Origin of the sequence: Paenarthrobacter sp. NyZ202 (assembly GCF_049860755.1) — a bacterium.
Taxonomy (GTDB): domain Bacteria; phylum Actinomycetota; class Actinomycetes; order Actinomycetales; family Micrococcaceae; genus Arthrobacter.
This window is the reverse complement of record NZ_CP187556.1, coordinates 3,229,922-3,256,796: the sequence shown is the minus strand read 5'-3', so window position 1 is coordinate 3,256,796 and position 26,875 is coordinate 3,229,922. Positions and strand designations below refer to the sequence as shown.

Below are 26,875 nucleotides of genomic sequence, written 5' to 3'. Positions count from 1 at the left end.
GAACGAGTTGAGTCTCCACAGCCAAGCTGTGTTGAGCCAAGCCCCGTGCATCTGCGCGGGGCGTTTTTAGTTTTAGCTCTCATGAGCGGGGACCCGGAAGACCGGCTTTATTCCCCGGAAGGAGGGTTATGACAACGCCTAGCAAGGTCTCCGCAGTTGCTGAGATCACCAACGATTTCAAGGAATCGACCGCGGCTGTCCTGACCGAATACCGTGGGCTCTCTGTTGCGCAGCTCAAGGAACTCCGTGTTGCTCTCGGCCAGGACACCAAGTTCTCGGTCGTCAAGAACACCCTGAGCGCCATCGCAGCCAAGGAAGCTGGTGTCGATGCATTCGACGGTCAGCTCTCCGGCCCCACTGCGATCGCCTTCATCAAGGGCGACGCCGTTGCTGCTGCCAAGAGCCTGACGGACTTTGCCAAGGCCAACAAGCAGCTGGTCATCAAGACCGGTCTGTTCGAAGGCAAGGCACTTGACTCCGAGGGTGTGGCCGCACTGGCTGCCCTCGAGTCCCGCGAGTTCCAGCTTGCACGTGTTGCCGGTGTCCTCAAGGCTCCTGCATCCGCTGCTGCACGCATCATTGATGCCCTGCGCCTCAAGCTTGAAGAAGAGGGCGGCGCACCTGCACCGGCCGCTGAAGAAGCACCGGCAGAAGAGGCTGCAACCGAGGAAGCTCCGGCTGCTGAAGAAGCACCGGCCGCTGCCGACGCTGCAACCGAAGAGAACTAAGTTCTCCCCCCAATCAAAACTCCGGTGCGAGGAACGGTCCGTCCGGATCCGCACCACCTAATGGAAGGACGCCACCATGGCGAAGCTCAGCAACGAAGAGCTCATTGAAGCTTTCAAGGAACTGACCATCATCGAGCTCTCCGAGTTCGTCAAGCTCTTCGAAGAGACCTTCGAAGTTACGGCTGCTGCTGTTGCAGTTGCCGGCCCGGCCGCCGGTGGCGCCGGTGCTGAAGCTGCTGAAGAGAAGACCGAATTCGACGTCATCCTCGAAGCCGCTGGCGACAAGAAGATCGCAGTGATCAAGGAAGTCCGCGCCATCACCTCCCTCGGCCTCAAGGAAGCCAAGGACCTGGTTGACGGTGCACCGAAGGCTGTTCTCGAAGGCGCCAACAAGGAAGCCGCAGAGAAGGCAAAGGCTCAGCTCGAAGAAGCTGGCGCAACGGTTACCATCAAGTAACTCGTTTTGCTGGGGAAGCCCCGTCCGGTTCGCCGGGCGGGGCTTCCTGCTGTTTAAGCACCCAACTGGGTCGCATTTCTGCACGTTTTGACCGCTGAAAACGCGCACAAATGCGACCTAGTTGGGTTCGCTGATGTCTGCCACGGTGGCGTTCAGGGCGGAGGTGAGGGCGTCTGCGTCCACGAAGGCGCTGCGGCCGTGCGCACCTGCTCCCATGGAGATGCGCCGTCCGGTGATGCTGGCGTCTGCGTACACAGGCCAGGCGGTGGTGCTGCCCAGGGGCGTGATGGTGCCGCGCTCATAGCCGGTCGCTGCAAGGGCGACGTCGGCGTGGGGGAGGGACAGTTTGTTGACGCCCACCAGTGCCCGCAGCTTGGGCCAGGAGATCTGCCGGTCCCCGGGAATGAGGGCGAAGAGGAAGCTCCCGTCCCGGTGCTTGACCACCAGCGACTTCACGATGTCCCCGGGCTCGATGCCCAGGATGCCGGCCGCCTCTTCAAGGCTGCGCGCAGCGGGACGTTCGACGACGTCCACGTCCAGTCCGCGGGCGGCGGCATCCTCAAGGAACCGCTGGGCGCCGTTCATTTCGCTGTTGTCCATGTCAGTGAATCCTGTCAGTCGCGGTAGAGCAGGAGGGCTTCACCCTGGCCGCCTCCGCCGCACAGGGAAACAGCAGCCTTGCCTGTTCCCCGGCGCTTGAGTTCATGGGCGGCGTGCAGTGCGAGGCGGGCCCCGGAAGCACCGATGGGATGGCCCAAGGCAATGGCGCCGCCGTGGATGTTGCACTTTTCCAGCGGATAACCGAGGTCCTTGAGGGACTGGACGGCTACCGATCCGAATGCCTCGTTGATCTCGATGAAGTCCAGGTCCTCGGCGGTCCATCCGGCCTTCTTCAAGGCCTGGGTGATTGCATTGGAGGGCTGTGAATGCAGGGAGTTGTCAGGTCCGGCCACCTGGCCGGGCTTTCCCACCACTGCCAGGTACTCCAGACCGTTGTCCCGGGCGAACCGGCGGCTCGTCAGGACGAGTGCGGAGGCGCCGTCGGACAGGGGAGAGGAGTTGCCGGCCGTAATGGTGCCGTCCGTGGCAAACGCCGCCTTGAGCGGGGCCAGGGTTTCGATCGTGGTGTTCGGGCGGACACCCTCGTCCGTCGTGACCACCACGGGATCACCCTTGCGCTGCTTGACGCTCAGGGGAGCGATTTCGGCGTCGAACGTTCCATTCCCCATGGCGGCAGCGGCGCGTTGGTGGGATGCCGCTGCCACTTCGTCCTGGGCCCTGCGGTCGATGCCGAGCGTTACGTTCTTGCTTTCGGTGGACAAGCCCATGGACTGGCCATCAAAAGCGTCGGTCAAGCCGTCGTGGGCGGCCACGTCCAAGGCCTGGATGGCGCCATACGTCCAGCCTTGCCGGGAACCGGGCAGCAGGTGTGGAGCACGCGTCATGGATTCCTGGCCGCCGGCCACCACTACCGTAGCGTCGCCGCTGCGGATCATGCGTGCGCCGTCGATGACCGCAGTGAGTCCCGACAGGCAGACTTTGTTGATGGTCACGGCCGGGATGTTCCATCCGACGCCGGCCGCGATAGCGCTCTGCCGGGCCGGGTTCTGCCCTGCGCCCGCCTGCAGGACCTGGCCCATGATCACCGCATCGACCTGCTCGGCTTTGACGCCGCTGGCCGCCAGTGCGGCGCTGATGGCATGGGCGCCAAGCTCGACGGCGGTGAAGGCCGCCAATTGCCCGTTGAGGCGTCCCTGCGGGGTGCGGGATGCAGCAAGGATGACAACGTCATTGTCGTCAACAGAGTAGGTCATGGTCCCTCTTCCGGTCCGGTGGTGGTGTAGCCAAGGCTATCGCGGGGCGCGCTCCACCCTGTCCTTTCCAACCAAAGTCGGGGGCGCTGCATTCCTTCGCTTGGATGCCTGCGGCAACGGTGCTTGCATTCACAGACGATCTGGGGTAGACAGGAAGGCTGCTTTGCCGTATCGTAGATATTTGCGTCTTCCCTGTTAACCTTCAGCCTTCATATAGCGGTGGGCTTTAAATCTCAGCTGCGCCATTGACGTGCCGTGGATAACGTGCAGTCGTCATGGACTGGCTGGGTCCGGGTCATATAGCGGAACCGGATAAGTATGCCGCGGATAACTCCGCGGGATGCAAACGGGGGAGATCTGAAAACGCCTGAAGGTCTGTGGAAGGATCCCTCTTGGTCGCCTCGAGCACCTCTAATAACGAAACCGCTAATACGGCAAGCACCGATGGTGCCACCCGCCGCCTCTCATTCGCAAAGATTCACGAACCCCTGGATGTTCCGAATCTTCTCGCCCTGCAGACGGACAGCTTTGACTGGCTGGTCGGAAACGAACGCTGGCAGGCACGCGTAGCGAAGGCCGTGGAGGAGGGTGACCTCAGCGTCGCCACCACCTCCGGACTTGCCGACATCTTCGAAGAGATCTCCCCGATCGAGGACTTCCAGGGCACCATGTCCCTGAGCTTCTCCGAGCCGGAGTTCGCTGATCCGAAGTACACCATGGCCGAATGCAAAGACCGTGACGCCACCTACTCGGCTCCCTTGTACGTCAAGGCCGAGTTCATGAACAACAACACGGGCGAAATCAAGCAGCAGACCGTGTTCATGGGCGACTTCCCCCTCATGACTGAAAAGGGAACGTTCGTCGTTAACGGCACCGAGCGTGTCGTCGTCTCCCAGCTGGTCCGTTCGCCGGGCGCCTACTTCGAGCGCGCTGCGGACAAGACCAGTGACAAGGACATCTTCACCGCGAAGATCATCCCGTCCCGTGGCGCCTGGTTCGAGCTCGAGATCGACAAGCGCGACCAGGTCGGCGTTCGCCTCGACCGCAAGCGCAAGCAGTCCGTCACCGTGCTGCTGAAGGCACTCGGCTGGACCGAAGGCCAGATCCTGGAAGAGTTCGGCCAGTACGACTCCATGCGCGCAACGCTGGAGAAGGACGCCACCGAAACCCGCGAAGACGCGCTTCTGGACATCTACCGCAAGCTGCGTCCGGGCGAGCCACCCACAGTCGAGGCTGCCCAGTCCCTGCTGGACAACCTGTACTTCAACCCCAAGCGCTACGATCTGGCCAAGGTTGGCCGCTACAAGATCAACCGCAAGCTGGGCATCGACCGCTCCCTTGGCGACAAGGAAGCCTCGGTCCTGCACGTTGAAGACATCGTTGCCATGATCAAGTTCCTCGTCGCGCTGCACGCCGGCGAGAAGACCATCATGGGCAAGCGCGATGGCGAAGACCACGAGCTCCGCGTCGAGATCGACGATATCGACCACTTCGGCAACCGCCGTATCCGCGCTGTCGGCGAGCTGATCGAGAACCAGGTCCGTACGGGTCTTTCCCGCATGGAGCGTGTGGTCCGCGAACGCATGACCACGCAGGACGTCGAGGCCATCACGCCGCAAACCCTGATCAACATCCGCCCGGTTGTCGCTGCCATCAAGGAGTTCTTCGGAACCTCCCAGCTGTCGCAGTTCATGGACCAGAACAACCCGCTCTCGGGTCTTACCCACAAGCGCCGTCTTTCGGCCCTTGGCCCGGGTGGTCTGTCCCGCGACCGCGCCGGCATGGAAGTTCGAGACGTCCACCCGTCCCACTACGGACGTATGTGCCCGATCGAAACCCCTGAAGGCCCGAACATCGGTCTGATTGGTTCGCTGGCTTCCTACGGCCGCATCAACCCCTTCGGCTTCATCGAGACCCCGTACCGCAAGGTGTCCAACGGTGTTGTTTCCGACGACGTCGAGTACCTCACCGCTGATGACGAGGCCGAGGTCCTGATTGCCCAGGCCAACGCGCCGCTGGACTCCGACAAGCGCTTCTCCGAAGAGACTGTCCTTGTCCGTGCCCGTGGTGGTGGAGGCGAGCCCGTCCTGGTTCCCGCCGAGGACGTCCAGTACATGGACGTTTCCCCGCGCCAGATGGTGTCCGTGGCAACGGCCCTGATCCCGTTCCTCGAGCACGACGACGCCAACCGTGCACTCATGGGTGCCAACATGCAGCGCCAGGCTGTGCCGCTGGTCCGTTCCGAGGCCCCGTTCGTGGGTACCGGCATGGAGCGCGCTGCAGCAGTCGACGCCGGTGACGTTGTCATCGCCAAGAAGGCCGGTGTGGTTACCGAGGTTTCCGCCGAGCTGGTTGTCATGCTCAATGACGACGGCACCGAGACCAACTACCGCATCAACAAGTTCGCCCGCTCCAACCAGGGCAACTGCTACAACCACCGCGTCCTGGTGAACGAAGGCCAGCGCCTGGAAGTTGGCGGCATCATCGCCGACGGCCCGGCAACGGACCAGGGTGAGCTCGCCCTCGGCAAGAACCTCCTCGTGGCATTCATGTCCTGGGAAGGCCACAACTTCGAGGACGCCATCATCCTGTCCCAGCGCATCGTCGCCGAGGACGTCCTTTCCTCCATCCACATCGAGGAGCACGAGATCGACGCCCGCGACACCAAGCTTGGTGCCGAGGAAATCACCCGTGACATCCCGAACGTGTCCGAGGAAGTCCTCGCAGGACTGGACGAGCGTGGCATCATCCACATCGGTGCCGAGGTTGAAGCCGGCGACATCCTGGTCGGAAAGGTCACCCCGAAGGGTGAAACCGAACTGACCCCGGAGGAGCGCCTGCTCCGCGCCATCTTCGGTGAGAAGTCCCGCGAAGTCCGCGACACCTCCCTGAAGGTGCCCCACGGCGAGTCGGGCACGGTCATCGGCGTGCGCGTCTTCGACCGCGACAACGACGACGAACTGCCCCCGGGCGTGAACCAGCTGGTCCGCGTCTACGTGGCAGCCAAGCGCAAGATCACCGACGGCGACAAGCTCGCCGGCCGCCACGGCAACAAGGGTGTTATCTCCAAGATCCTTCCGGTCGAGGACATGCCCTTCCTTGCAGACGGCACCCCGGTGGACATCGTCCTGAACCCGCTTGGTGTTCCGGGTCGTATGAACGTTGGCCAGGTCCTGGAAACCCACCTCGGCTGGGTTGCCAAGACCGGCTGGAAGATCGAAGGCGAGCCGGAGTGGGTCAAGAACCTCCCGAACCTGCCTCGTGAAACCGGCCAGACCACCGTTGCCACCCCGGTGTTCGACGGCGCCCGCGAAGAAGAAATCACGGGCCTGCTTGACTCCACCAACGTGACCCGCGACGGTGACCGCCTGATCGACTCCTCCGGCAAGACCCGTCTGTTCGACGGCCGCTCCGGCGAGCCGTTCCCGGACCCGATCTCCGTCGGTTACATGTACATCCTGAAGCTCCACCACCTGGTGGACGACAAGATCCACGCACGCTCCACCGGTCCGTACTCCATGATCACGCAGCAGCCGCTGGGTGGTAAGGCACAGTTCGGTGGCCAGCGCTTCGGTGAAATGGAAGTGTGGGCGCTCGAAGCTTACGGCGCCGCCTACACCCTTCAGGAACTGCTCACGATCAAGTCCGATGACATCCATGGTCGTGTGAAGGTCTACGAAGCAATCGTCAAGGGCGAGAACATCCCCGAACCTGGCGTTCCGGAGTCCTTCAAGGTCTTGATCAAGGAAATGCAGTCGCTGTGCCTGAACGTGGAAGTTCTTTCCACTGACGGAACCACCATCGAGATGCGTGACTCTGATGACGCAGTCTTCACGGCTGCGGAAGAACTGGGAATCGATCTGTCCCGCGCAGAGCCCAGTTCCGTAGAAGAGGTCTAGCAGCCGTTCCGGCGGGCCGCAGTTGAACGCTGCCCGCCGGAGCAGCTCCCTCTTTCCGTAACCAAGACTTCAGAATTTAGAGAACAAGAGAGAACAGGGACCACATGTCCAGCGAATCCTCCTTCGGCCTCATGCAGATCGGCCTCGCCACCGCGGAAGACATCCGTGGCTGGTCATACGGTGAGGTCAAGAAGCCGGAAACCATCAACTACCGCACTCTCAAGCCCGAGAAGGACGGTCTTTTCTGCGAGAAGATCTTCGGACCTTCCCGTGACTGGGAATGCTACTGCGGCAAGTACAAGCGCGTCCGCTTCAAGGGCATCATCTGTGAGCGCTGTGGCGTCGAAGTCACCCGCGCCAAGGTACGCCGTGAGCGCATGGGCCACATCGAGCTCGCCGCTCCCGTTACCCACATCTGGTACTTCAAGGGTGTTCCGTCGCGCCTTGGCTACCTCCTGGACCTGGCACCGAAGGACCTCGAAAAGGTCATCTACTTCGCTGCCTACATGATCACCAGCGTTGACGAGGAAAACCGCCACGCTGAGCTGCCCAACCTCCAGGTCGAGCACGATCTCGAGAAGAAGCAGCTCGTGGACAACCGCGACAGCGACATCGCCCAGATCGCCCGCGACCTTGAAGACGAGCTTGCCCGTCTTGAAGGCGAAGGTGCCAAGGGTGCCGACAAGAAGAAGGCCCGCGACTCCGCCGACCGCCAGATGGCGAACGTCCGCAAGCGTGCCGACGCCGACATCGAGCGCCTGGAGCAGGTCTGGGACCGCTTCAAGAACCTCAAGGTCGCAGACCTCGAAGGTGACGAAGGCCTGTACCGCGAACTGCGTGACCGCTACGGCATGTACTTCGAAGGTTCCATGGGTGCCGAGGCCATCAAGAAGCGCCTTGAGACCTTCGACATGCAGGCTGAAGCCGAGGCACTGCGCGACGTCATCCAGAACGGCAAGGGCCAGCGCAAGACCCGTGCCCTCAAGCGCCTCAAGGTCGTCAACGCGTTCCTGACCACCAACAACAGCCCGCTCGGCATGGTTCTCGACGCCGTCCCGGTGATCCCGCCGGAACTGCGCCCGATGGTCCAGCTGGACGGTGGCCGCTTCGCGACCTCCGACCTCAACGACCTCTACCGCCGTGTGATCAACCGCAACAACCGACTCAAGCGCCTGCTTGACCTTGGTGCTCCGGAGATCATCGTCAACAACGAGAAGCGCATGCTTCAGGAAGCTGTTGACAGCCTCTTCGACAACGGCCGCCGTGGCCGTCCGGTCACCGGTCCGGGCAACCGTCCGCTGAAGTCCCTGAGCGACATGCTCAAGGGCAAGCAGGGCCGTTTCCGCCAGAACCTGCTCGGCAAACGCGTCGACTACTCCGGCCGTTCGGTGATTGTTGTCGGCCCGCAGCTGAAGCTGCACCAGTGTGGCCTGCCCAAGCAGATGGCACTGGAGCTCTTCAAGCCGTTCGTGATGAAGCGCCTGGTTGACCTCAACCACGCGCAGAACATCAAGTCGGCAAAGCGCATGGTCGAGCGCTACCGCCCGCAGGTCTGGGATGTGCTCGAAGAGATCATCACCGAACACCCGGTGCTGCTCAACCGTGCACCTACCCTGCACCGCCTCGGCATCCAGGCCTTCGAACCGCAGCTTGTTGAAGGCAAGGCAATCCAGCTTCACCCGCTGGTATGTGGCGCCTTCAACGCTGACTTCGACGGCGACCAGATGGCAGTCCACCTGCCGCTGAGCCCCGAAGCCCAGGCCGAAGCCCGCATCCTGATGCTGTCCTCGAACAACATCCTGAAGCCCTCCGATGGCCGTCCGGTGACCCTGCCTTCGCAGGATATGATCATCGGCCTGTACCACCTGACCACCAAGCGCGTCGGCTCCGCCGGCGAAGGCCGCGTGTTCTCCTCTGTGTCGGAAGCCATCATGGCCTACGACGCCCGCGAACTGCACCTGAACTCCCAGGTGAAGATCCGCTTGGAGAACTTCGTTCCTTACGCAGGTTGGGAAGCTCCGGAAGGTTGGGAGCCCGGCCAGCCGGCGCTCGTTGAAACCTCCCTGGGCCAGGTCATCTTCAACCAGACCCTGCCCGAGGACTACCCGTGGGTTGAGGCTGTTGCGGACAAGGGTGAGCTGTCCCGGATCGTCAACGACCTCGCCGAGCGTTACCCGAAGGTCGTCACGGCTGCAACGCTGGACAACCTGAAGGATGCCGGTTTCTACTGGGCAACCCGTTCGGGTGTCACTGTGGCAATCTCCGACATCGAGGTTCCGGACACCAAGCCGGGCATCCTCGCCGGTTACGAGAACATGGCTGCCAAGATCCAGGGCCAGTACGACAAGGGCCTGATCGACGACGACGAGCGTCGCCAGGAACTGATCGAGATCTGGAACAAGGCAACCAACGAGATCGCCCAGGCAATGCGTGACAGCCTGTCCCCGATGAACACCATTAACCGCATGGTGTCCTCCGGTGCCCGTGGTAACTGGATGCAGGTCCGCCAGATTGCGGGTATCCGTGGTCTTGTGGCCAACCCGAAGGGTGAGATCATCCCGCGTCCGATCAAGTCCTCCTACCGTGAGGGCCTGTCGGTGCTGGAATACTTCATCGCCACGCACGGTGCCCGTAAGGGTCTGGCCGACACCGCCCTGCGTACCGCCAACTCGGGTTACCTGACCCGTCGTCTGGTGGACGTTTCGCAGGACGTCATCGTCCGTGAAGAGGACTGTGGCACCGAGCGCGGTCTGGTCACCCCGATCGCCGTGCCGGATTCCAACGGTGAGCTCGTCCTGGACGAGAACGTCGAGAACAGCGCCTACGCACGTACGCTGGCTGTCGACGTCGTGGATGCCCAGGGCAACGTCCTGGCTCCGGCCGGCACCGACTGCGGCGACGTCGTGATCGGCCAGCTGCTGGCGGCAGGCATCACCGAGGTCAAGGTCCGCTCCGTACTCACCTGTGAGTCCAAGGTTGGTACCTGTGCACTCTGCTACGGCCGTTCGCTGGCCACCGGCAAGACCGTGGACATCGGCGAGGCCGTGGGCATCATTGCCGCACAGTCCATCGGTGAGCCCGGTACCCAGCTGACCATGCGTACGTTCCACACCGGTGGTGCTGTTTCCGCCGGTGGTGGCGATGACATCACCCAGGGTCTGCCCCGTATCCAGGAACTGTTCGAAGCCCGTACTCCGAAGGGTGTGGCCCCGATTGCGGAAGCAGCCGGCCGTATCACCATCGAAGAGTCCGAGCGCCAGATGCGCCTGGTGATCACTCCGGACGATGGCTCCGAAGAGATTGCCTACCCGGTACTGCGCCGTTCCCGCCTCCTCATCGAGGACGGCGAGCACGTCAGTGTCGGCCAGAAGCTGATCAACGGTCCGGTGGACCCGAAGCAGGTTCTGCGCATCATGGGTCCGCGTGCGGCACAGAAGTTCCTCGTGGACGAAGTGCAGGGCGTTTACCGCAGCCAGGGTATTGGTATCCACGACAAGCACGTCGAGGTCATCGTCCGCCAGATGCTGCGCCGAGTGACCGTCATCGAGTCCGGCGACTCCGAGCTGCTCCCCGGTGAGCTGGCAGAGCGCGCCCGCTTCGAGGACGAGAACCGCCGCGTTGTGTCCGAGGGCAAGGCACCGGCTTCCGGCCGTCCGGAACTCATGGGTATCACCAAGGCCTCCTTGGCGACCGAGTCCTGGCTGTCCGCAGCATCGTTCCAGGAGACCACCCGCGTCCTGACGCAGGCGGCCATGGAAGGCAAGAGCGATCCGTTGCTCGGCCTCAAGGAGAACGTCATCATCGGTAAGCTCATCCCGGCCGGTACGGGCCTGCCCCGCTACACCCAGGTCACGGTGGAGCCGACGGAGGAAGCAAAGGCAAGCCTGTTCACGGGCCCCAGCGCTTTCACCGACTTCTCCTATGACGCCCTGGGCGGCGACGGTGCTCCCGAGTTCCACGCCATCCCGCTGGATGACTACGATCTCGGCAACGACTTCCGCTGACATCGGCGGCAGTAGCCAATGATTGAAGGCCGGGTCCCGCACTCTTCGGAGTGCGGGGCCCGGTCCGTTAAGCGTGCCGTTGCGGCCGGTGACCCGGGGGAGTGGAGGCCCGACGGCGGTACCTGGCTGCCGCCGTCGGGCCTCCATACACCCGATTAAGGCGGCAGATCAAGCCGTGCTAGACTATTCGTAATTGTTCTGTGTGGCAGTGGATGAAGGCCGCCGCAACATCATTTTGGTTTTGTTCTCATGGTGTTGGGTGTGGAGCCTGTTTCCGGGTTGCGGGCAACTTGCGCAACGAATGCCGCACTTTTGCACGCCTACCGGTAGATTCGCTGGCTGCATGAGCAACGCCAAAGTTCCCACTGAGCACCGGCTGGCGCCTGTGTGTGGGGGCAGAGATCAAACAACGGAGAACACGAAAGTGCCTACGATTAACCAGCTGGTCCGCAAGGGCCGCACGCCGAAGGTCTCCAAGACCAAGGCTCCCGCGCTGAAGGGCAGCCCGATGCGCCGCGGTGTTTGCACCCGCGTTTACACCACCACTCCGAAGAAGCCGAACTCGGCTCTTCGTAAGGTTGCACGTGTGCGCCTTAACGGTGGCGTTGAAGTTACCGCCTACATCCCCGGTGTTGGCCACAACCTGCAGGAGCACTCCATCGTGCTTGTCCGTGGTGGTCGTGTGAAGGACCTCCCGGGTGTCCGCTACAAGATCGTCCGCGGTGCCCTCGACACCCAGGGTGTCAAGAACCGCAAGCAGGCCCGCAGCCGCTACGGCGCAAAGATGGAGAAGAAGTAATATGCCTCGCAAGGGTCCGGCCCCCAAGCGGCCGCTCGTTTCAGATCCCGTCTACGGCTCCCCGTTGGTCACGCAGCTGATCAACAAGGTCCTGATCGACGGCAAGAAGTCCACCGCAGAGCGCATCGTTTACGGTGCCCTTGAAGGTGCCCGTGCCAAGACGGGCGGCGACCCCGTCGCAGCCCTGAAGAAGGCCATGGACAACGTCAAGCCTTCCCTCGAGGTGCGTTCCCGCCGTGTTGGTGGCGCCACCTACCAGGTTCCGGTTGAGGTCAAGCCGGGTCGCTCCACCGCCCTCGCACTGCGTTGGCTCGTGGGCTACTCCAAGGCCCGCCGTGAAAAGACGATGACCGAGCGTCTCCAGAACGAAATCCTGGATGCATCGAACGGTCTCGGTGCCGCTGTGAAGCGTCGCGAAGACACCCACAAGATGGCCGAGTCCAACAAGGCCTTCGCACACTACCGCTGGTAAAAACTTCCCGGACGCCGCCGGCTCAATGAGCCGGCGGCGAACGTGTAGCCCATCCGAAAGGGAGACCCCGTGGCACAGGACGTGCTTACCGACCTTAACAAGGTCCGCAACATCGGCATCATGGCCCACATCGATGCCGGCAAGACCACTACTACCGAGCGCATTCTGTTCTACACAGGCGTGAACCACAAGATCGGCGAGACACACGACGGTGCTTCGACGACCGACTGGATGGAACAGGAAAAGGAACGCGGCATCACCATCACGTCCGCGGCCGTGACCTGCTTCTGGAACAAGAACCAGATCAACATCATCGACACCCCGGGCCACGTGGACTTCACGGTTGAGGTTGAGCGCTCCCTGCGCGTCCTCGACGGTGCAGTTGCTGTGTTCGACGGCAAGGAAGGCGTGGAGCCGCAGTCCGAGACTGTTTGGCGCCAGGCTGACAAGTACAACGTCCCGCGTATCTGCTTCGTCAACAAGATGGACAAGCTGGGCGCTGACTTCTACTTCACCGTGGACACCATCATCTCCCGCCTCGGCGCCAAGCCGCTGGTCATGCAGCTGCCGATCGGTGCCGAGAACGACTTCGTCGGCGTCGTCGACCTCCTTGAAATGCGCGCGCTGGTTTGGCCTGGCGACGCCAAGGGCGACGTCACCATGGGTGCTTCCTACGAGGTCCAGGAAATTCCTGCCGACCTCAAGGAAAAGGCCGAGGAATACCGCGCACAGCTCGTTGAGACTGTTGCCGAGGCATCCGAGGAACTCATGGAGAAGTACCTCGAAGGTGAAGAACTCACCCTCGAAGAGCTCAAGGCCGGCATCCGCAAGATGACCATCAACTCCGAGCTCTACCCGGTCTTCTGTGGTTCTGCCTTCAAGAACCGCGGTGTCCAGCCGATGCTTGACGCTGTTGTGGACTTCCTGCCGAACCCGCTGGACGTTCCCGCGATGATCGGCCACGATCCCCGCGACGAAGAGAAGGAACTGACCCGTAAGCCCTCCGCTGACGAGCCGTTCTCCGCTCTTGCGTTCAAGATCGCCGCACACCCCTTCTTCGGCCAGCTCACCTTCATCCGCGTGTACTCCGGTCACGTTGATTCCGGTGCGCAGGTGGTCAACTCCACCAAGGGCAAGAAGGAGCGCATCGGCAAGCTCTTCCAGATGCACGCCAACAAGGAAATGCCTGTCGAGGGCGCTACCGCCGGCCACATCTACGCTGCGATCGGCCTGAAGGACACCACCACCGGTGACACCCTGTGCGATCCCGCCAACCAGATCGTCCTCGAGTCCATGAGCTTCCCGGAGCCCGTGATCTCGGTTGCGATCGAGCCGAACACCAAGGGTGACCAGGAGAAGCTCTCCACGGCTATCCAGAAGCTCTCCGCCGAGGACCCCACCTTCCAGGTGTCCCTCAACGAAGAGACCGGCCAGACCGTTATCGCAGGTATGGGTGAACTTCACCTGGACATCCTCGTTGACCGTATGCGCCGTGAATTCAAGGTCGAGGCAAACGTCGGCAAGCCGCAGGTTGCCTACCGCGAAACCATCAAGCGCGCTGTGGAGAAGGTCGACTTCACCCACAAGAAGCAGACCGGTGGCTCGGGCCAGTTCGCAAAGGTCCAGGTCTCCTTCGAGCCGCTGGAAACCACGGACGGCACGTTCTACGAGTTCGAGAACAAGGTCACCGGTGGCCGTATTCCGCGTGAATACATCCCCTCCGTTGACGCTGGTATCCAGGACGCCATGCAGTTCGGTATCCTGGCCGGTTACCCGATGGTGGGCGTCAAGGCGATCCTGCTCGACGGTGCCTACCACGATGTCGACTCCTCCGAAATGGCGTTCAAGATCGCCGGTTCCCAGGTGTTCAAGGAAGGCGCCCGCAAGGCGAACCCTGTCCTGCTCGAACCCCTGATGGCCGTCGAGGTCCGTACCCCTGAGGAATACATGGGTGACGTGATCGGTGACCTCAACTCCCGCCGTGGCATGATCCAGTCCATGGAAGATGCTGCCGGCGTGAAGGTGGTCCGTGCGAACGTGCCGCTGTCCGAAATGTTCGGCTACATCGGTGACCTGCGGTCCAAGACCCAGGGTCGCGCTGTGTACTCGATGACGTTCGACAGCTACGCGGAGGTCCCGAAGGCTGTTGCCGACGAGATCATCCAGAAGACCCGCGGCGAGTAATCACCCGGATCGGATGCAGTTCCGGTTCCGGGAAGGCATCACAGTGCAGTAGGCGGGGCCGCGGTGGAAACCGCGGCCCGGCCCCCTGCGCGAACAGGCTCTAGGAACTACCATTGGTTCCTGAATCTGCAATTTCACCAAAACCAAGCCCCCAAGTAGACTTGCTAGAGTTTCTGCCGCGAAAAGCGCGGCCGAGGAGCACGTCACTTGAAATCGTTCTAGGAGGAACCTGTGGCAAAGGCAAAGTTCGAGCGGACTAAGCCGCACGTCAACATCGGCACCATTGGTCACGTTGACCACGGTAAGACGACGCTGACTGCCGCCATTTCCAAGGTGCTGTACGACCAGTACCCGGATCTCAACGAGCAGCGCGACTTCGCGTCCATCGACTCTGCTCCGGAAGAGCGCCAGCGCGGTATTACCATCAACATCTCCCACGTGGAGTACCAGACCGAGAAGCGTCACTACGCACACGTTGACGCCCCCGGTCACGCTGACTACATCAAGAACATGATCACCGGTGCTGCCCAGATGGACGGCGCAATCCTCGTGGTTGCCGCTACCGATGGTCCGATGGCCCAGACCCGTGAGCACGTTCTGCTCGCCCGCCAGGTTGGTGTTCCCTACCTGCTGGTCGCACTGAACAAGTCCGACATGGTTGAGGACGAGGAACTCCTCGACCTCGTTGAAATGGAAGTTCGTGAGCTCCTGAGCTCGCAGGGCTTCGACGGTGACGACGCTCCCGTCGTTCGCGTTTCCGGTCTGAAGGCACTGGAAGGCGACCCGGTTTGGGTCAAGTCCGTCCAGGACCTGATGGCAGCTGTCGACGAGTCTGTTCCGGACCCCGTTCGTGACCGCGACAAGCCGTTCCTGATGCCGATCGAAGACGTCTTCACCATCACCGGCCGTGGCACCGTTGTTACGGGCCGCGCCGAGCGTGGTACCCTCGCCATCAACTCCGAGGTCGAGATCGTCGGCATCCGCCCGATCCAGAAGACCACGGTTACCGGTATCGAGATGTTCCACAAGCAGCTCGACGAAGCATGGGCCGGCGAGAACTGTGGCCTCCTGCTCCGTGGCCTCAAGCGCGACGATGTCGAGCGTGGCCAGGTTGTCGTCAAGCCGGGTTCCATCACCCCGCACACCGACTTCGAGGCCAACGTCTACATCCTTTCCAAGGACGAAGGCGGACGTCACAACCCGTTCTACTCGAACTACCGCCCGCAGTTCTACTTCCGTACGACGGACGTTACCGGCGTTATCACCCTGCCCGAAGGCACGGAAATGGTTATGCCCGGCGACAACACTGAGATGACCGTTGAGCTCATCCAGCCGATCGCAATGGAAGAGGGCCTCGGCTTCGCTATCCGTGAAGGTGGCCGCACCGTTGGTTCGGGACGTGTTACCAAGATCATCAAGTAGTTTCTGCTTGTAGATCGGGCAGGTTCCGGTCAGCCGGAAGTTACCCACAGAAGAACCCCACCGCATCGCCGGTGGGGTTCTTCTTTGTTATGATTTATCTATCGATTGGATAAACGCCGGTTCCTTGTTGTGTCCGGTGCTTTGAAAGGGTCTGCCATGACTGCACTGCTGGTTCTGATGCTGGTTGCCGTAGTGGGCTCCATTGGGTTCGCCTGGGGGTCCCATGTGGGCCGCACGGCCAAGCTGCGGAGCGCCCCGGCAACGAAAGTGGAGCAGGAATCCGCGTATCAGGCGGGATACCTGGCTGGACACCTCGCGGGCTGGCGTGATGCAGTGACGGCCGCAGGCCGCCACCAGGCAGGGGGAGTGCACCAGGTCCAGTCAGCCGCTCCAGCCGACCTTCCGGCATTGCCGCTTCCTGGCAGCGGTGGGTTGCCGCTGCCGGCTCCACAGTCACCTCTCCCCATGCCGACCGCGGCAGCTCCTGCCGGGCAATTGCCGCCTCCGGCGACGCCTGTGCCGCAGCCGGCCCACGGCCTCGCGCCTGCCCCGAAGCTTGCTCCGTCCACGCCGGCTGTTGTGAGCCCCGCGCCAGCCCGACCCGTGCCACCCCATCCCGCTCCGTTCACGCCCGTGCAGGAAACACCGGAGGAGGCTGCCGCCCGCAAGGCGCGACGCGACCAGCAAAACATCAATGTCACCCTGTATGTTGCCAGCCTGCTGCTGGTTGCCGCAGGCGCGTTGTTCGTCGGCACCAGCCTCCCTGTGCCGCTTCGCTTTGCCGGCATTTGCGGCATCACAGCCCTCTTCTACGGAGCCGGTCTGGTCATCCACCGCCGGGTTCCCAGACTGAAACCCGCGGCAGTGGCCTTCGTGGGCACGGGCCTTGCGTTGGTGCCCATCCTGGGGCTCGCCATGTACAACTTTGCCTTCCATCATGGCCCGGCTGCCTGGCTGATCACCTCTTTGGTTGGTACGGGAGCGTATGTCTATGCCGCGCTCCGGTTGGACAGCAAGGTGCTGGCTTTCCTGTCGCTCACCTTCATGGTTTCCACCGCCTGGTCGGGTGTCTCGATCCTGGGCGGGGCACTCGTGTGGTACTTCACCGCACTCATTGGTGTCGCCATCATCTCCACGGTCGTGGCACTGGTTCAGCCTCGCTGGATACCTCCGCTCTTCCTGCAGCCGTTGGCACAGTTGCACCCTTTCGTGGTGCCGCTTGCCGCGGTTGCCGTAACGTGCATGCCGCATTTGCTGGGCAAGGGGGAGTACCCGCTGGTGATGGCAATGTGCGGGGCCTACTTCGCCGTGATGGTGGCCGTCCCAGGCGTTCGATACCGCATCCAGCATTTCCATGCTGCGCGTATCGCCTTGACCTTGGCGCTTCTCGGCCTGGTGTGGGATCTCTCGGAGGACGCCACCTATGTCATGCTGGCGGCCGTCATCGCGCTGGGTGGACAGGCCGTAGGTGTCAGCTTGGCTGGGCGCCGGATCATCCCGGGGTCTTGGTGGAACGACGCCGTCTCCTGCCTGGGCCTGCAGAGCGTCATCGCTGCCGTCCTTGCGGTGGTTCTTGCCCTTCAAGGTTCCGGTATCCCCACCTATCTTCCCTTCGTCGTCTGCATGGTGACTGCCATGGCCTGTGGTTGGAAGCTGGGCCACGGTGCAGAGTTTGCTCCCGGCGGTGTCCTCGCAGTCATCGTGCCCTTTGTCCCCGTGCTGGATGCCTGGTCCGTGGCGGCCTTTGCAGGGTCGGCTGCCGTTTACTGGTTTGCCCGCGCCGCCATATCGGCACCGTACCGGAAGCCCTTGGTCCTTGCGGCGCGGGTGGCCTTGACCTTCTCGGTTCCCGCCGTCGTCGCGGGTGCCCTGGACGGTTCTCCCGACAGGAGTGCATACGTCGTCCTGGCCGCGGTGCTCGCCTCCGCAGCGCAGCAGGTGGTGGGTGCCGTCCTGGAACACCGCGGGGTCAGGTTGGCCGGGCCGCAGGCCTCTGCTGCCTCCTTCGGTGGTGCCGCACTGGTCGGGTTGCCGGTTCTTTCCTGGCTGGACGGGGCTGCCGGGAAGCCCTTGGTGGTTGCGGGCGTTTCCACCGTGGTAGCAGCGGGATTGCTGGCCGGGTTGTGCCTCGTTCTGCGGCCTCGGATTTCCGGGGAGGAGCCAGCTGGAAGCAGGCCTTCACCCCCTCGGCCAACCATTGCGGAGTTGCTCGGACCTGTCACGGCGGCAGTGGGTGGTGTCATTGGCTTCGTGACGGTCTCGCTCACGCTGGGCAACGCCGTCCTCCTGGCGTTGACCGGATACCTGGTCCTGTTGGCGCTTCGCCTCCCCGACTCCAGCCGACGCCGGAACTACTGGTGGTTTGCCCGAGGGGCAGCCACTGTCCTCGCGGTGTCGGCGTACGCTGATGCCGTCCGGCATGGATGGAGCCCCCGGATCGCGGGCGAAATTCCTTCGGCGGCCTTGGTGCTGGTGCTGCTTGCGGCGGGCCAGCTCCTTCTGCCACTCCTTCCAGCCACCCGCCGCCGGTCACCGGACGCCGCCCGTCTCGACGCCGGATTGCTCCTGCTGGTCATGGGTGCGGCGGCATCGTTCCTCACGGCAGCCGGTGTTTGGAGCGCACCCCTGTTCCGACACAGCTGGCAGCCGGGGGTTGCGGCCCTGGTAACAGCCGCGGCTGCGGTGACTACGGGATTCTTTCTGCGGAGGGTGCCCGCCACGTGGGTCATGGCACCCGCTGCCCTGGCACTTCTCCTGCTGCTCAGGTCCGGCGACGTCGGGGATGTCGAGGCCCTGCTGGGCGTGTTCTCCCTCTACGGCATCGTCATGGTGTTTGCTGTGCAGCCCGGGAGGGTACAGGGGGCGTACCTTGTTGCTGCGCGCGTCCTGACCGCTGCTTTGGTCACCGTCCTGGCCGCGGATCTGACGGATTCTCCGGCAGCGGCTTCCCTTGCTTTGGCAACCGTACTGGTGCTGCAACCGACTTTGGTCCTGCTCTTCCGTGGCCGCCTTCGGGACCTCCCTTACCAGCGTGGGGCTGCGTGGGCTGTCCTGGCTGCCCAGCTTGCCGTGCCGCTGGCGTACCTTGCGATAGGGAATCACGACGCCGGTGGCCGTTGGGTGGTCCTCCTCGAGTTGGCACTGGTCCCGGCTTCAGCAGCGATCATGCGGCGTGTCCAGGAGTTGGGCGGTGCCATGTACTTCGGCGTGGCCTCCGTAGCAGCCCTGGTTGTGGCCGCCGGTCCTGCTGTGGCCTTCCCGGCAAATACGTGGCTGTCCGAACCCATCCTTGACCGATACCAAGGGCCTCTGGTCTTCCTGGGACTGGCAGTGGCCGTTGCGGGGGCCCAGGTCCTTCTGCAACGCCGCAAGCGGACCGCCTCGCGTTCGGTGGTCCCGGCAGAACGGTGGTTGTGGTTGGTTGCCGCTCTCTTGTTCACGCTCCTGGGCGGACTCCTGACCCTTGATGTGTCCTACTCATTGACCGGTCTGGCGGTTTTGGTGCTGGCCCTCGTGCTGTTCGTTGCATCCCACCTTTTGGATATGCCGTCGCTTTATGCTGCGGCAGCGCCGTCGGCGCTGGTGGGTGCAGTACCTGCAGCCGAAGGTTTGCTGGGTCCCGGGAATGGAGCCTGGGCTGTTTTCATGCCTTGGCTCGTGGGCGGTGTTGGCCTTGCCGCACTCCTGTATCCGGTTCGCTGGTTCGGAGGAGCAGGCATCACGGATCAACCCTGGCGCCGGAATGGGCTTGCCGGTACTGCGGTGGGCGCATTGGCAGCTTCTGCCGCCATTGGGCTTGCGAGCGATCCCACTGCCCTCACGGCCGCTGGCCTCGTTATGGTTGCGGGGGTCATCGTGGTCATCGAAGTGCCACACGGCAGGTGGCTTGCTGGAGAGGTCGCGGGATTGGTCTCGCTCGCCGCCGTGCAACGGGCGGTCCTCTTTGTGGGAGTTGGTTCCCCGGAGTGGTTCTGGGCCGCGCAATGGTATGTGGTGGCCGGAGCTGTTCTGGCAGGACTGCGCTATTTCAAGGGCCAGCGGCACGAAGCGCGCTGGCGTTTGGGTGTGACGGCGGGCGTTTTGGCACTGACCTCTTTGGGAACTGTCCTGGGTGGCACGCCGTCACAACAGGTGTATGTCCTCGCGGCCCATGTGCTCCTGCTGGTGGCGGGCCTTCTGCTGGCCGAACGGATGTTTGTGTGGTGGGGTGCCGCAGGGGTGGCTCTCAGCATCATGTGGGCCTTGCGGTCCTACGCGTTCGCCATGCTGGCACTGGTTGCGCTGGCCCTGATCGTTGTAGCTGTGTGGCGGTTGAACCGGAAGCCACCCGCTGCGCCGGACGGGGCCCAGGAGTCCCCGGGCTATCACGTGGAGTCGCGCCCCGACCGCATCCGCTAAGGTTGCTGACAGGAGAGGAGCATCATGGAATTCCTGATCGTCTTGGCAGTCATTGCCGGAATTGGCGCAGCCGTGCTGTGGGGCCGGAAGTATTTCCGCAACGAGATCGACCGCGCAAAACGGATCAATCGAGCCAACAAGAACAGGTAGAACGCCTGTTTTAACCCGGCCGGGCTAGGGCTGGTGCCGGCGTGCGCGTCCCAAGGATCTATACCAGTAATAAGACTCCTTGGGCGTGCGCTCCAGGGTTTCGAAGTCAACATGGACAAGCCCGAACCGTTGGGAGTACCCGGCGGCCCACTCAAAGTTGTCCATGAGCGTCCATACGTAATATCCCCGAAGATCCATGCCCTCGGCGGGACCGCCCGGCCCCGTTGCCGTCAATGCATGGCCAAGGTGCTCTGCCAGGTAGCTGATCCGATCGGTGTCCTGCACCGGTCCGTCCACATGCGAAGGCTCCGGGAAGCTTGCGCCGCCCTCCGTGATGTACACGGGAGGCAAGGCATCGCCGTAACGCTCGGTCATTTCCTGCAGCAGTATCGCCAGCTGTTCCGGTGCCTCCGGCCAGCCGAATCCTGTGGTCTCATATTCCTGATAAGCCGCCAGATGGAAGGGGACGTTGACCATCTCCTCGGCCTGGCCGGTGGGAATCTCCGCGGGACCGCGGCCGGAAGCAACCTTGATGGGGTAGTAATAGTTCAAGCCGTAGAAGTCCAAGGGCTGGCTGATTGTTTCCAGGTCGCCGTCCAGCACCGGGCCCAGTGATCGGAACCAGGGCCACAGCGGAAGCGACGGTTTGGGGTATTGCCCAAGGAGTACCGCATCGGCATAGATCCGGTTCAGGATCAGGTCCAGGGCTTCGGCCATGAGGCGGTCCGAAAGCCGGTTGCCGGCCGGTCGGACGGGGGAGTGCATATTGGACAGTCCGATCCGGCCCTTGACCCCGGCAGCCCTGAGGGCCTGCACTGCCAGGCCGTGCCCCAGGAGTTGGTGGTGGGCGGCGGGAAGGCAGTCGAAGAGCAACCGGAGCCCGGGGGCATGGGCACCCAGCGCGTAGCCCTGCAGGGTGACGGAGACCGGCTCGTTGACCGTGACCCAGGAATCCACCCGGTCGCCGAAATGCTCCGCTGCCACGGCGGCGTAGGCGGCAAGTCGCTCAGCTGTATCCCGGTTCATCCACCCGCCCGCATGTTCCAGCGGCAAGGGAGTATCCCAGTGGTAGAGAGTCACCATGGGGGAGATGCCGGCGGCAAGGAGTTTATCCAGCAGGCGGTCGTAGAAGTCCAGCCCGCGTTGATTGACGGCGCCTTGCCCGTCCGGTTGGATCCGGGGCCAGGATAATGAGAAGCGGTAGGAGTCGACACCTAGTTCCTGCATCAGGGCAATGTCCTCATCGGCCCTGTTGTAGTGGTCGCACGCAATGGCGGGGGATCCGCCGTCGATGATTGTTCCGGGCTTTTCCGCGAACGCGTCCCAACCCGAAGGGCCCCGTCCGTCGGCCGTCAGTGCACCTTCGATCTGAAACGCGGCCGAAGCGACGCCAAGGGTGAATCCCGGGCGGAGCCGGGCGGCCAGATCTTCCACCGAACCCGTATCCTGGACTGTCATGCTCCATCATCCACAGCCGGTGGCGGGGCTGGCAATGGCTCCGGCAGCCCCGATTGGCCTTTGCTTGATAATTCCGGCATACTGGATGAGTTGTTCAAGCGCTTCTTCGCGTCCCGATCCGGATAATGCCGGGTGCCAGGGTCCAGGCTGAAGCCCAAACATAACCCTGAACCCCATGGATTGCGGTCGAGTTTGCGTGAAAATCGCGACACGCCCGACCGCGGGGGTCGGTGCGCCGGCAGGTTGAGGAACCCGGAGTATTCCGGATTCAGCTTGTGCGGCGAGTGGTGGTATTACCTCAAACGCTTCGGCGGCCACACAACAGGTAAGTAAACAGAGCAGCCCTAACTAGAGCAGCACTAGCTGAAAGAGAGTCAGGCGACATGGCGGGACAAAAAATCCGCATCCGGCTGAAGTCATATGACCACGAGGTCATTGATGTTTCAGCGCGGAAGATCGTTGAGACGGTCACGCGCGCAGGCGCAACGGTAGTCGGCCCGGTGCCGCTGCCCACGGAGAAGAACGTTTACTGCGTTATCCGCTCTCCGCACAAGTACAAGGACAGCCGTGAGCACTTCGAAATGCGTACTCACAAGCGTCTGATCGACATCATCGACCCCACGCCGAAGGCTGTTGACTCGCTCATGCGTCTCGACCTGCCGGCTGACGTGAACATCGAAATCAAGCTCTAGGGAGGTGCTGAGAGACTATGACCGCAACCCGTAACGTAAAGGGCCTGTTGGGCACGAAGCTCGGCATGACCCAGGTCTGGGACGAGAACAACAAGCTCATCCCGGTAACTGTCGTCCAGGCTGACTCCAACGTCATCACCCAGCTCCGCAATGCGGAGTCTGATGGCTACGTCGCCGTCCAGATCGGCTACGGCCAGATCGACCCCCGCAAGGTCACCAAGCCGCTGGCTGGTCACTTTGAGAAGGCCGGTGTAACTCCTCGCCGCCACGTGGTCGAACTGCGTACCGCAGACGCCGCATCCTACGAGCTGGGCCAGGAGCTCTCTGTTGAGATCTTCGAAGCCGGCCAGAAGATCGACGTCGTTGGCACCACCAAGGGTAAGGGCTTTGCCGGTGTTATGAAGCGTCACGGCTTCTCCGGCGTTGGCGCCTCCCACGGTGCCCACAAGAACCACCGTAAGCCTGGCTCCATCGGTGGCGCATCCACCCCGAGCCGCGTCTTCAAGGGTCTGAAAATGGCCGGCCGCATGGGCGCCGTTCGTCACACCACGCTGAACCTCACGGTTCACGCTGTTGACGTTGAGAAGTCGCTGCTCCTTATCAAGGGTGCCGTCCCCGGTGCCCGCGGCCAGGTCGTACTCGTACGTTCCGCCGTGAAGGGAGCCTAGTTCAATGACTAGCACTGTCAAGGTAGACCTGCCTGCAGAGATCTTCGACGTCCAGACCAACGTGCCGCTGCTGCACCAGGTCGTCGTCGCCCAGCTCGCTGCTGCCCGCCAGGGTACCCACAAGACCAAGACCCGCGCCGAAGTTTCCGGTGCCGGCCGCAAGCCGTTCAAGCAGAAGGGCACGGGCCGCGCCCGCCAGGGCTCCATCCGTGCACCGCACATGACCGGCGGTGGCATTGTCCACGGTCCGACCCCGCGCGACTACACGCAGCGCACCCCCAAGAAGATGAAGGCTGCTGCACTCCGCGGCGCCCTGTCTGACCGCGCCCGCAACGGCCGCATCCACGTCCTCGAGTCCCTGGTTGCCGGCACCAAGCCGTCCTCCAAGGAAGCCCTGGCGTCGCTGCGCGCAGTTTCCGAGCGCAAGAACCTGCTCGTTGTTATCGAGCGCGCCAACGACGTTGCTGCACTGTCCGTGCGCAACCTCGCAGATGTTCACGTTCTGTACGCAGACCAGCTGAACACCTACGACGTGCTGATCTCCGACGACGTGGTCTTCACCAAGGCTGCTTTCGATGCGTTCGTCGCTGACAAGGCAAAGAACGAGGAGGCCTCCAAGTGAGCGTAACCACCATCAAGGATCCGCGCGACGTCGTGCTTGCACCCGTCGTTTCGGAAAAGAGCTACGGTCTGATCGACGAAGGCAAGTACACCTTCCTGGTGGATCCTCGCTCGAACAAGACCGAGATCAAGCTGGCCGTGGAGAAGATCTTCTCCGTCAAGGTCGAATCGATCAACACCATCAACCGTGCCGGTAAGCGCAAGCGCACCAAATTCGGCTGGGGACAGCGCAAGAGCACCAAGCGTGCGATTGTCACCCTCAAAGAAGGCACTATCGACATCTTCGGCGGTCCGCTCGCGTAGCGGAGACCACTTTAACGAGGAAATAAATTATGGGAATCCGTAAATACAAGCCGACTACCCCGGGCCGTCGCGGCTCGAGCGTAGCCGACTTCGCTGAAATCACGCGGTCGACTCCGGAAAAGTCGTTGCTGCGTCCGCTGCACAAGACCGGCGGCCGTAACAACACCGGTAAGATCACCACCCGCCACAAGGGTGGTGGACACAAGCGCCAGTACCGTCTGATCGACTTCCGTCGTCACGACAAGGACGGCATCAACGCCCGCGTTGCCGAAATCGAGTACGACCCGAACCGTACGGCTCGCATCGCCCTCCTGCACTACGTTGATGGCACCAAGCGTTACATCATCGCTCCGAACAAGCTGTCCCAGGGTGACTTCGTCGAGGCCGGTCCCGACGCTGACATCAAGCCGGGCAACAACCTGCCGCTGCGCAACATCCCCGTCGGTACCGTGATCCACGCAGTTGAACTGCGTCCGGGTGGCGGCGCCAAGATGGCCCGCTCCGCAGGTGCTTCGGTCCAGCTCGTCGCCAAGGAAGGCCGCTTTGCACAGCTGCGCCTGCCCTCCGGCGAAATCCGCAACGTTGACGTGCGCTGCCGCGCAACCGTCGGCGAGGTCGGCAACGCCGAGCAGTCGAACATCAACTGGGGCAAGGCCGGCCGTATGCGCTGGAAGGGCGTCCGCCCGACCGTCCGTGGTGTAGCCATGAACCCGGTTGACCACCCGCACGGTGGTGGTGAAGGCAAGACCTCCGGTGGCCGTCACCCCGTCAACCCCAACGGCAAGCCCGAGGGCCGCACCCGCCGTCCGAACAAAGAGAGCGACAAGCTTATTGTTCGTCGCCGCCGTACTGGCAAGAACAAGCGATAGGAGCCTGGACACATGCCACGCAGCCTGAAAAAAGGTCCTTTCGTTGACCAGCACCTCTTTGTGAAGGTCGCACGGGAAAACGAGAAGGGCACCAAGAACGTCATCAAGACCTGGTCCCGCCGTTCGATGATCATCCCCGACATGCTCGGACACACGATCGCCGTACACGACGGACGCAAGCACATTCCGGTGTTTGTCACTGAGTCGATGGTCGGGCACAAGCTCGGCGAATTCGCTCCGACGCGGACATTCCGCGGCCATGTTAAGGACGACCGTAAGGGCAAGCGCCGCTAGGCGCCTGGCTTTACGTCTTAGACGAGAGAAGGAAAGCAATGGAAGCCAAGGCAATTGCGCGTCACATCCGCGTAACGCCTATGAAGGCCCGGCGCGTCGTCAACCTTGTTCGTGGCAAGCAAGCGAATGAGGCTCTGGCAATTCTGAAGTTTGCCCCGCAGGCAGCTTCGGAGCCGGTCTTCAAGGTACTTCAGTCGGCAATGGCCAACGCACGCGTCCTCGCGGACCGCGACGGCGTTGCATTCGACGAGACCGACCTCTTCATCAGCGAAGCATTCGTTGATGAGGGCCCCACCATGAAGCGGTTCCAGCCGCGTGCCCAGGGCCGCGCATACCGCATCAAGAAGCGGACCAGCCACATCACCGTGGTCGTCGCAACCCCGGAGAAAGAGGAGGCTCGCTAAGTGGGACAGAAAGTAAACCCGCACGGGTTCCGACTCGGCATCACCAGCGACCACGTTTCGCACTGGTTCGCTGACAGCAACAAGCCGGGCCAGCGCTACAAGGACTTTGTCCGCGAGGACATCAAGATCCGTCAGCTCATGTCCACGGGCATGGAGCGCGCAGGCATCGCCAAGGTTGAGATCGAGCGCACCCGCGACCGCGTCCGCGTGGACATCCACACGGCACGTCCGGGCATCGTTATCGGCCGCCGCGGCGCCGAGGCAGACCGCATCCGCGGCGAGCTCGAAAAGCTCACCGGCAAGCAGGTACAGCTGAACATCCTCGAGGTCAAGAACCCCGAGATCGAAGCACAGCTGGTTGCCCAGGGCATCGCTGAGCAGCTGACTTCCCGCGTGGCTTTCCGCCGTGCGATGAAGAAGGCCATGCAGTCCGCACAGCGTGCGGGTGCCAAGGGTATCCGTGTTGCTTGCTCGGGCCGTCTGGGCGGGGCAGAAATGTCCCGTTCGGAGTTCTACCGCGAAGGCCGTGTGCCCCTGCACACCCTCCGCGCGAACATCGATTACGGCTTCTACGAAGCCAAGACCACCTTCGGCCGCATCGGTGTGAAGGTTTGGATCTACAAGGGTGACGTCACCGCCAAGGAACTGGCCCAGCAGGCAGCTGCTGCCCCGTCCCGTGGCCGTGGTGGAGACCGTCCGGGCCGCCCGGGTGGCGACCGCCGTCGTCGTAACGACCGTCCGGCAGCTGAGGCAGCACCTGCTGCCGTTGAAGCACCGGCCGCTGAAGCTGCTGCTCCTGCAGCAGAAGGAGGACAGGCTTAAATGCTTATCCCACGTCGAGTCAAGCACCGTAAGCAGCACCACCCGGGTCGTTCCGGGGCTGCTACGGGCGGCACCAAGGTCACCTTCGGTGAGTACGGTATCCAGGCACTGAGCCCGGCATACGTTACCAACCGTCAGATCGAATCCGCCCGTATCGCGATGACCCGCCACATCAAGCGTGGCGGTAAGGTCTGGATCAACATCTACCCGGACCGTCCGCTGACCAAGAAGCCTGCTGAAACCCGTATGGGTTCCGGTAAGGGTTCCCCGGAGTGGTGGGTCGCAAACGTCAAGCCGGGCCGGGTTCTGTTCGAACTCTCCGGTGTCAATGAAGAGGTAGCTCGCGAGGCACTGCGCCTGGCAATCCACAAGCTCCCGTTGAAGGCACGCATTGTGCGTCGCGAAGGTGGTGAATAG

At 62.7% G+C, this 26,875-nt stretch carries 22 protein-coding genes; 19 read left to right on the top strand and 3 right to left on the bottom strand.

Annotated elements, in window-relative coordinates; genetic code table 11:
* The first annotated feature begins 128 nt into the window (after positions 1-128).
* Both rplJ and rplL read left to right on the top strand, forming a co-directional pair.
* Positions 129-728 (top strand): 50S ribosomal protein L10, encoded by a 600-nt coding sequence (rplJ, locus tag ACPFL9_RS15105; protein ID WP_426003656.1) that lies wholly within the window; start codon positions 129-131, stop codon positions 726-728.
* Positions 729-804: 76 nt separating this feature from the next.
* On the top strand, positions 805-1,185 hold the full coding sequence (gene rplL, locus ACPFL9_RS15100) for a 50S ribosomal protein L7/L12 (protein WP_426003655.1): 381 nt from the start codon (positions 805-807) through the stop codon (positions 1,183-1,185).
* 117 nt (positions 1,186-1,302) lie between these two features.
* On the opposite strand, the gene ACPFL9_RS15095 is transcribed toward rplL, so the two are convergent.
* Together ACPFL9_RS15095 and ACPFL9_RS15090 are read right to left on the bottom strand one after the other, a co-directional pair.
* On the bottom strand, positions 1,303-1,785 hold the full coding sequence (locus ACPFL9_RS15095) for an aminoacyl-tRNA deacylase (protein WP_426003654.1): 483 nt from the start codon (positions 1,783-1,785) through the stop codon (positions 1,303-1,305).
* Between the two features lie 14 nt (positions 1,786-1,799).
* Positions 1,800-2,999: an acetyl-CoA C-acetyltransferase gene (locus ACPFL9_RS15090; protein WP_426003653.1), complete on the bottom strand. Its 1,200-nt coding sequence runs from the start codon at positions 2,997-2,999 to the stop codon at positions 1,800-1,802.
* Between the two features lie 392 nt (positions 3,000-3,391).
* On the opposite strand from ACPFL9_RS15090, the gene rpoB reads away from it, so the two are divergent.
* The 8 genes from rpoB (at position 3,392) to ACPFL9_RS15050 (ending at position 20,327) form a co-directional block, all read left to right on the top strand.
* Complete coding sequence (gene rpoB / locus ACPFL9_RS15085) at positions 3,392-6,898, top strand: DNA-directed RNA polymerase subunit beta (protein ID WP_426003651.1); 3,507 nt, start codon at positions 3,392-3,394, stop codon at positions 6,896-6,898.
* A gap of 104 nt (positions 6,899-7,002) precedes the next feature.
* Positions 7,003-10,902 carry a DNA-directed RNA polymerase subunit beta' gene (locus ACPFL9_RS15080; protein ID WP_426003649.1) on the top strand — a complete coding sequence of 1,300 codons (3,900 nt, stop codon included), beginning with the start codon at positions 7,003-7,005 and terminating at the stop codon, positions 10,900-10,902.
* A gap of 424 nt (positions 10,903-11,326) precedes the next feature.
* A complete protein-coding gene (gene rpsL, locus ACPFL9_RS15075; RefSeq protein ID WP_009358312.1) occupies positions 11,327-11,701 on the top strand; it encodes a 30S ribosomal protein S12 in 375 nt (124 codons plus the stop codon).
* A gap of 1 nt (position 11,702) precedes the next feature.
* Positions 11,703-12,173: a 30S ribosomal protein S7 gene (rpsG, locus tag ACPFL9_RS15070; protein ID WP_021472399.1), complete on the top strand. Its 471-nt coding sequence runs from the start codon at positions 11,703-11,705 to the stop codon at positions 12,171-12,173.
* 69 nt (positions 12,174-12,242) lie between these two features.
* Entirely contained in the window at positions 12,243-14,357 is a 2,115-nt protein-coding gene (fusA, locus tag ACPFL9_RS15065) for an elongation factor G (protein ID WP_166183604.1), read from the top strand.
* A 231-nt stretch (positions 14,358-14,588) separates the two neighbouring features.
* Positions 14,589-15,779 (top strand): elongation factor Tu, encoded by a 1,191-nt coding sequence (gene tuf, locus ACPFL9_RS15060; protein WP_021472401.1) that lies wholly within the window; start codon positions 14,589-14,591, stop codon positions 15,777-15,779.
* A 156-nt stretch (positions 15,780-15,935) separates the two neighbouring features.
* Complete coding sequence (locus ACPFL9_RS15055; protein WP_426003646.1) at positions 15,936-20,177, top strand: hypothetical protein; 4,242 nt, start codon at positions 15,936-15,938, stop codon at positions 20,175-20,177.
* Positions 20,178-20,201: 24 nt separating this feature from the next.
* A complete protein-coding gene (locus ACPFL9_RS15050) occupies positions 20,202-20,327 on the top strand; it encodes a hypothetical protein (protein ID WP_426003644.1) in 126 nt (41 codons plus the stop codon).
* Positions 20,328-20,351: 24 nt separating this feature from the next.
* Here the strand turns inward: ACPFL9_RS15050 and ACPFL9_RS15045 are convergent, their stop codons facing one another.
* Complete coding sequence (locus ACPFL9_RS15045; protein WP_426003643.1) at positions 20,352-21,785, bottom strand: GH1 family beta-glucosidase; 1,434 nt, start codon at positions 21,783-21,785, stop codon at positions 20,352-20,354.
* Positions 21,786-22,168: 383 nt separating this feature from the next.
* On the opposite strand from ACPFL9_RS15045, the gene rpsJ reads away from it, so the two are divergent.
* From rpsJ to rplP, 9 genes are read left to right on the top strand one after another with little or no spacing between them, the layout of a single operon-like run.
* Positions 22,169-22,477 (top strand): 30S ribosomal protein S10, encoded by a 309-nt coding sequence (gene rpsJ, locus ACPFL9_RS15040; RefSeq protein WP_003803825.1) that lies wholly within the window; start codon positions 22,169-22,171, stop codon positions 22,475-22,477.
* Positions 22,478-22,494: 17 nt separating this feature from the next.
* Positions 22,495-23,145: a 50S ribosomal protein L3 gene (gene rplC, locus ACPFL9_RS15035; protein WP_426003641.1), complete on the top strand. Its 651-nt coding sequence runs from the start codon at positions 22,495-22,497 to the stop codon at positions 23,143-23,145.
* A 4-nt stretch (positions 23,146-23,149) separates the two neighbouring features.
* On the top strand, positions 23,150-23,767 hold the full coding sequence (rplD, locus tag ACPFL9_RS15030; RefSeq protein WP_426003640.1) for a 50S ribosomal protein L4: 618 nt from the start codon (positions 23,150-23,152) through the stop codon (positions 23,765-23,767).
* Positions 23,764-24,069 (top strand): 50S ribosomal protein L23, encoded by a 306-nt coding sequence (gene rplW / locus ACPFL9_RS15025; RefSeq protein ID WP_021472408.1) that lies wholly within the window; start codon positions 23,764-23,766, stop codon positions 24,067-24,069. Before rplD ends, rplW begins: the two co-directional genes overlap by 4 nt.
* A gap of 29 nt (positions 24,070-24,098) precedes the next feature.
* Entirely contained in the window at positions 24,099-24,938 is an 840-nt protein-coding gene (gene rplB, locus ACPFL9_RS15020) for a 50S ribosomal protein L2 (protein WP_021472409.1), read from the top strand.
* 12 nt (positions 24,939-24,950) lie between these two features.
* Complete coding sequence (rpsS, locus tag ACPFL9_RS15015) at positions 24,951-25,232, top strand: 30S ribosomal protein S19 (protein WP_003803803.1); 282 nt, start codon at positions 24,951-24,953, stop codon at positions 25,230-25,232.
* Positions 25,233-25,270: 38 nt separating this feature from the next.
* A complete protein-coding gene (gene rplV / locus ACPFL9_RS15010) occupies positions 25,271-25,636 on the top strand; it encodes a 50S ribosomal protein L22 (protein WP_426003639.1) in 366 nt (121 codons plus the stop codon).
* Positions 25,637-26,458 (top strand): 30S ribosomal protein S3, encoded by an 822-nt coding sequence (rpsC, locus tag ACPFL9_RS15005; protein WP_387435059.1) that lies wholly within the window; start codon positions 25,637-25,639, stop codon positions 26,456-26,458.
* Positions 26,459-26,875, top strand: coding sequence for a 50S ribosomal protein L16 (rplP, locus tag ACPFL9_RS15000; protein ID WP_021472412.1), 417 nt, complete (start codon positions 26,459-26,461; stop codon positions 26,873-26,875).

Coding starts and splice junctions, on each gene's coding strand:
- rplJ (WP_426003656.1), top strand. CDS start 129: ATGACAACGCCTAGCAAGGTCTCCGCAGTTGCTGAGATCACCAACGAT.
- rplL (WP_426003655.1), top strand. CDS start 805: ATGGCGAAGCTCAGCAACGAAGAGCTCATTGAAGCTTTCAAGGAACTG.
- ACPFL9_RS15095 (WP_426003654.1), bottom strand. CDS start 1,785: ATGGACAACAGCGAAATGAACGGCGCCCAGCGGTTCCTTGAGGATGCC.
- ACPFL9_RS15090 (WP_426003653.1), bottom strand. CDS start 2,999: ATGACCTACTCTGTTGACGACAATGACGTTGTCATCCTTGCTGCATCC.
- ACPFL9_RS15080 (WP_426003649.1), top strand. CDS start 7,003: ATGTCCAGCGAATCCTCCTTCGGCCTCATGCAGATCGGCCTCGCCACC.
- rpsG (WP_021472399.1), top strand. CDS start 11,703: ATGCCTCGCAAGGGTCCGGCCCCCAAGCGGCCGCTCGTTTCAGATCCC.
- ACPFL9_RS15055 (WP_426003646.1), top strand. CDS start 15,936: ATGACTGCACTGCTGGTTCTGATGCTGGTTGCCGTAGTGGGCTCCATT.
- ACPFL9_RS15050 (WP_426003644.1), top strand. CDS start 20,202: ATGGAATTCCTGATCGTCTTGGCAGTCATTGCCGGAATTGGCGCAGCC.
- ACPFL9_RS15045 (WP_426003643.1), bottom strand. CDS start 21,785: ATGACAGTCCAGGATACGGGTTCGGTGGAAGATCTGGCCGCCCGGCTC.
- rpsJ (WP_003803825.1), top strand. CDS start 22,169: ATGGCGGGACAAAAAATCCGCATCCGGCTGAAGTCATATGACCACGAG.
- rplC (WP_426003641.1), top strand. CDS start 22,495: ATGACCGCAACCCGTAACGTAAAGGGCCTGTTGGGCACGAAGCTCGGC.
- rplD (WP_426003640.1), top strand. CDS start 23,150: ATGACTAGCACTGTCAAGGTAGACCTGCCTGCAGAGATCTTCGACGTC.
- rplB (WP_021472409.1), top strand. CDS start 24,099: ATGGGAATCCGTAAATACAAGCCGACTACCCCGGGCCGTCGCGGCTCG.
- rpsS (WP_003803803.1), top strand. CDS start 24,951: ATGCCACGCAGCCTGAAAAAAGGTCCTTTCGTTGACCAGCACCTCTTT.
- rplV (WP_426003639.1), top strand. CDS start 25,271: ATGGAAGCCAAGGCAATTGCGCGTCACATCCGCGTAACGCCTATGAAG.
- rplP (WP_021472412.1), top strand. CDS start 26,459: ATGCTTATCCCACGTCGAGTCAAGCACCGTAAGCAGCACCACCCGGGT.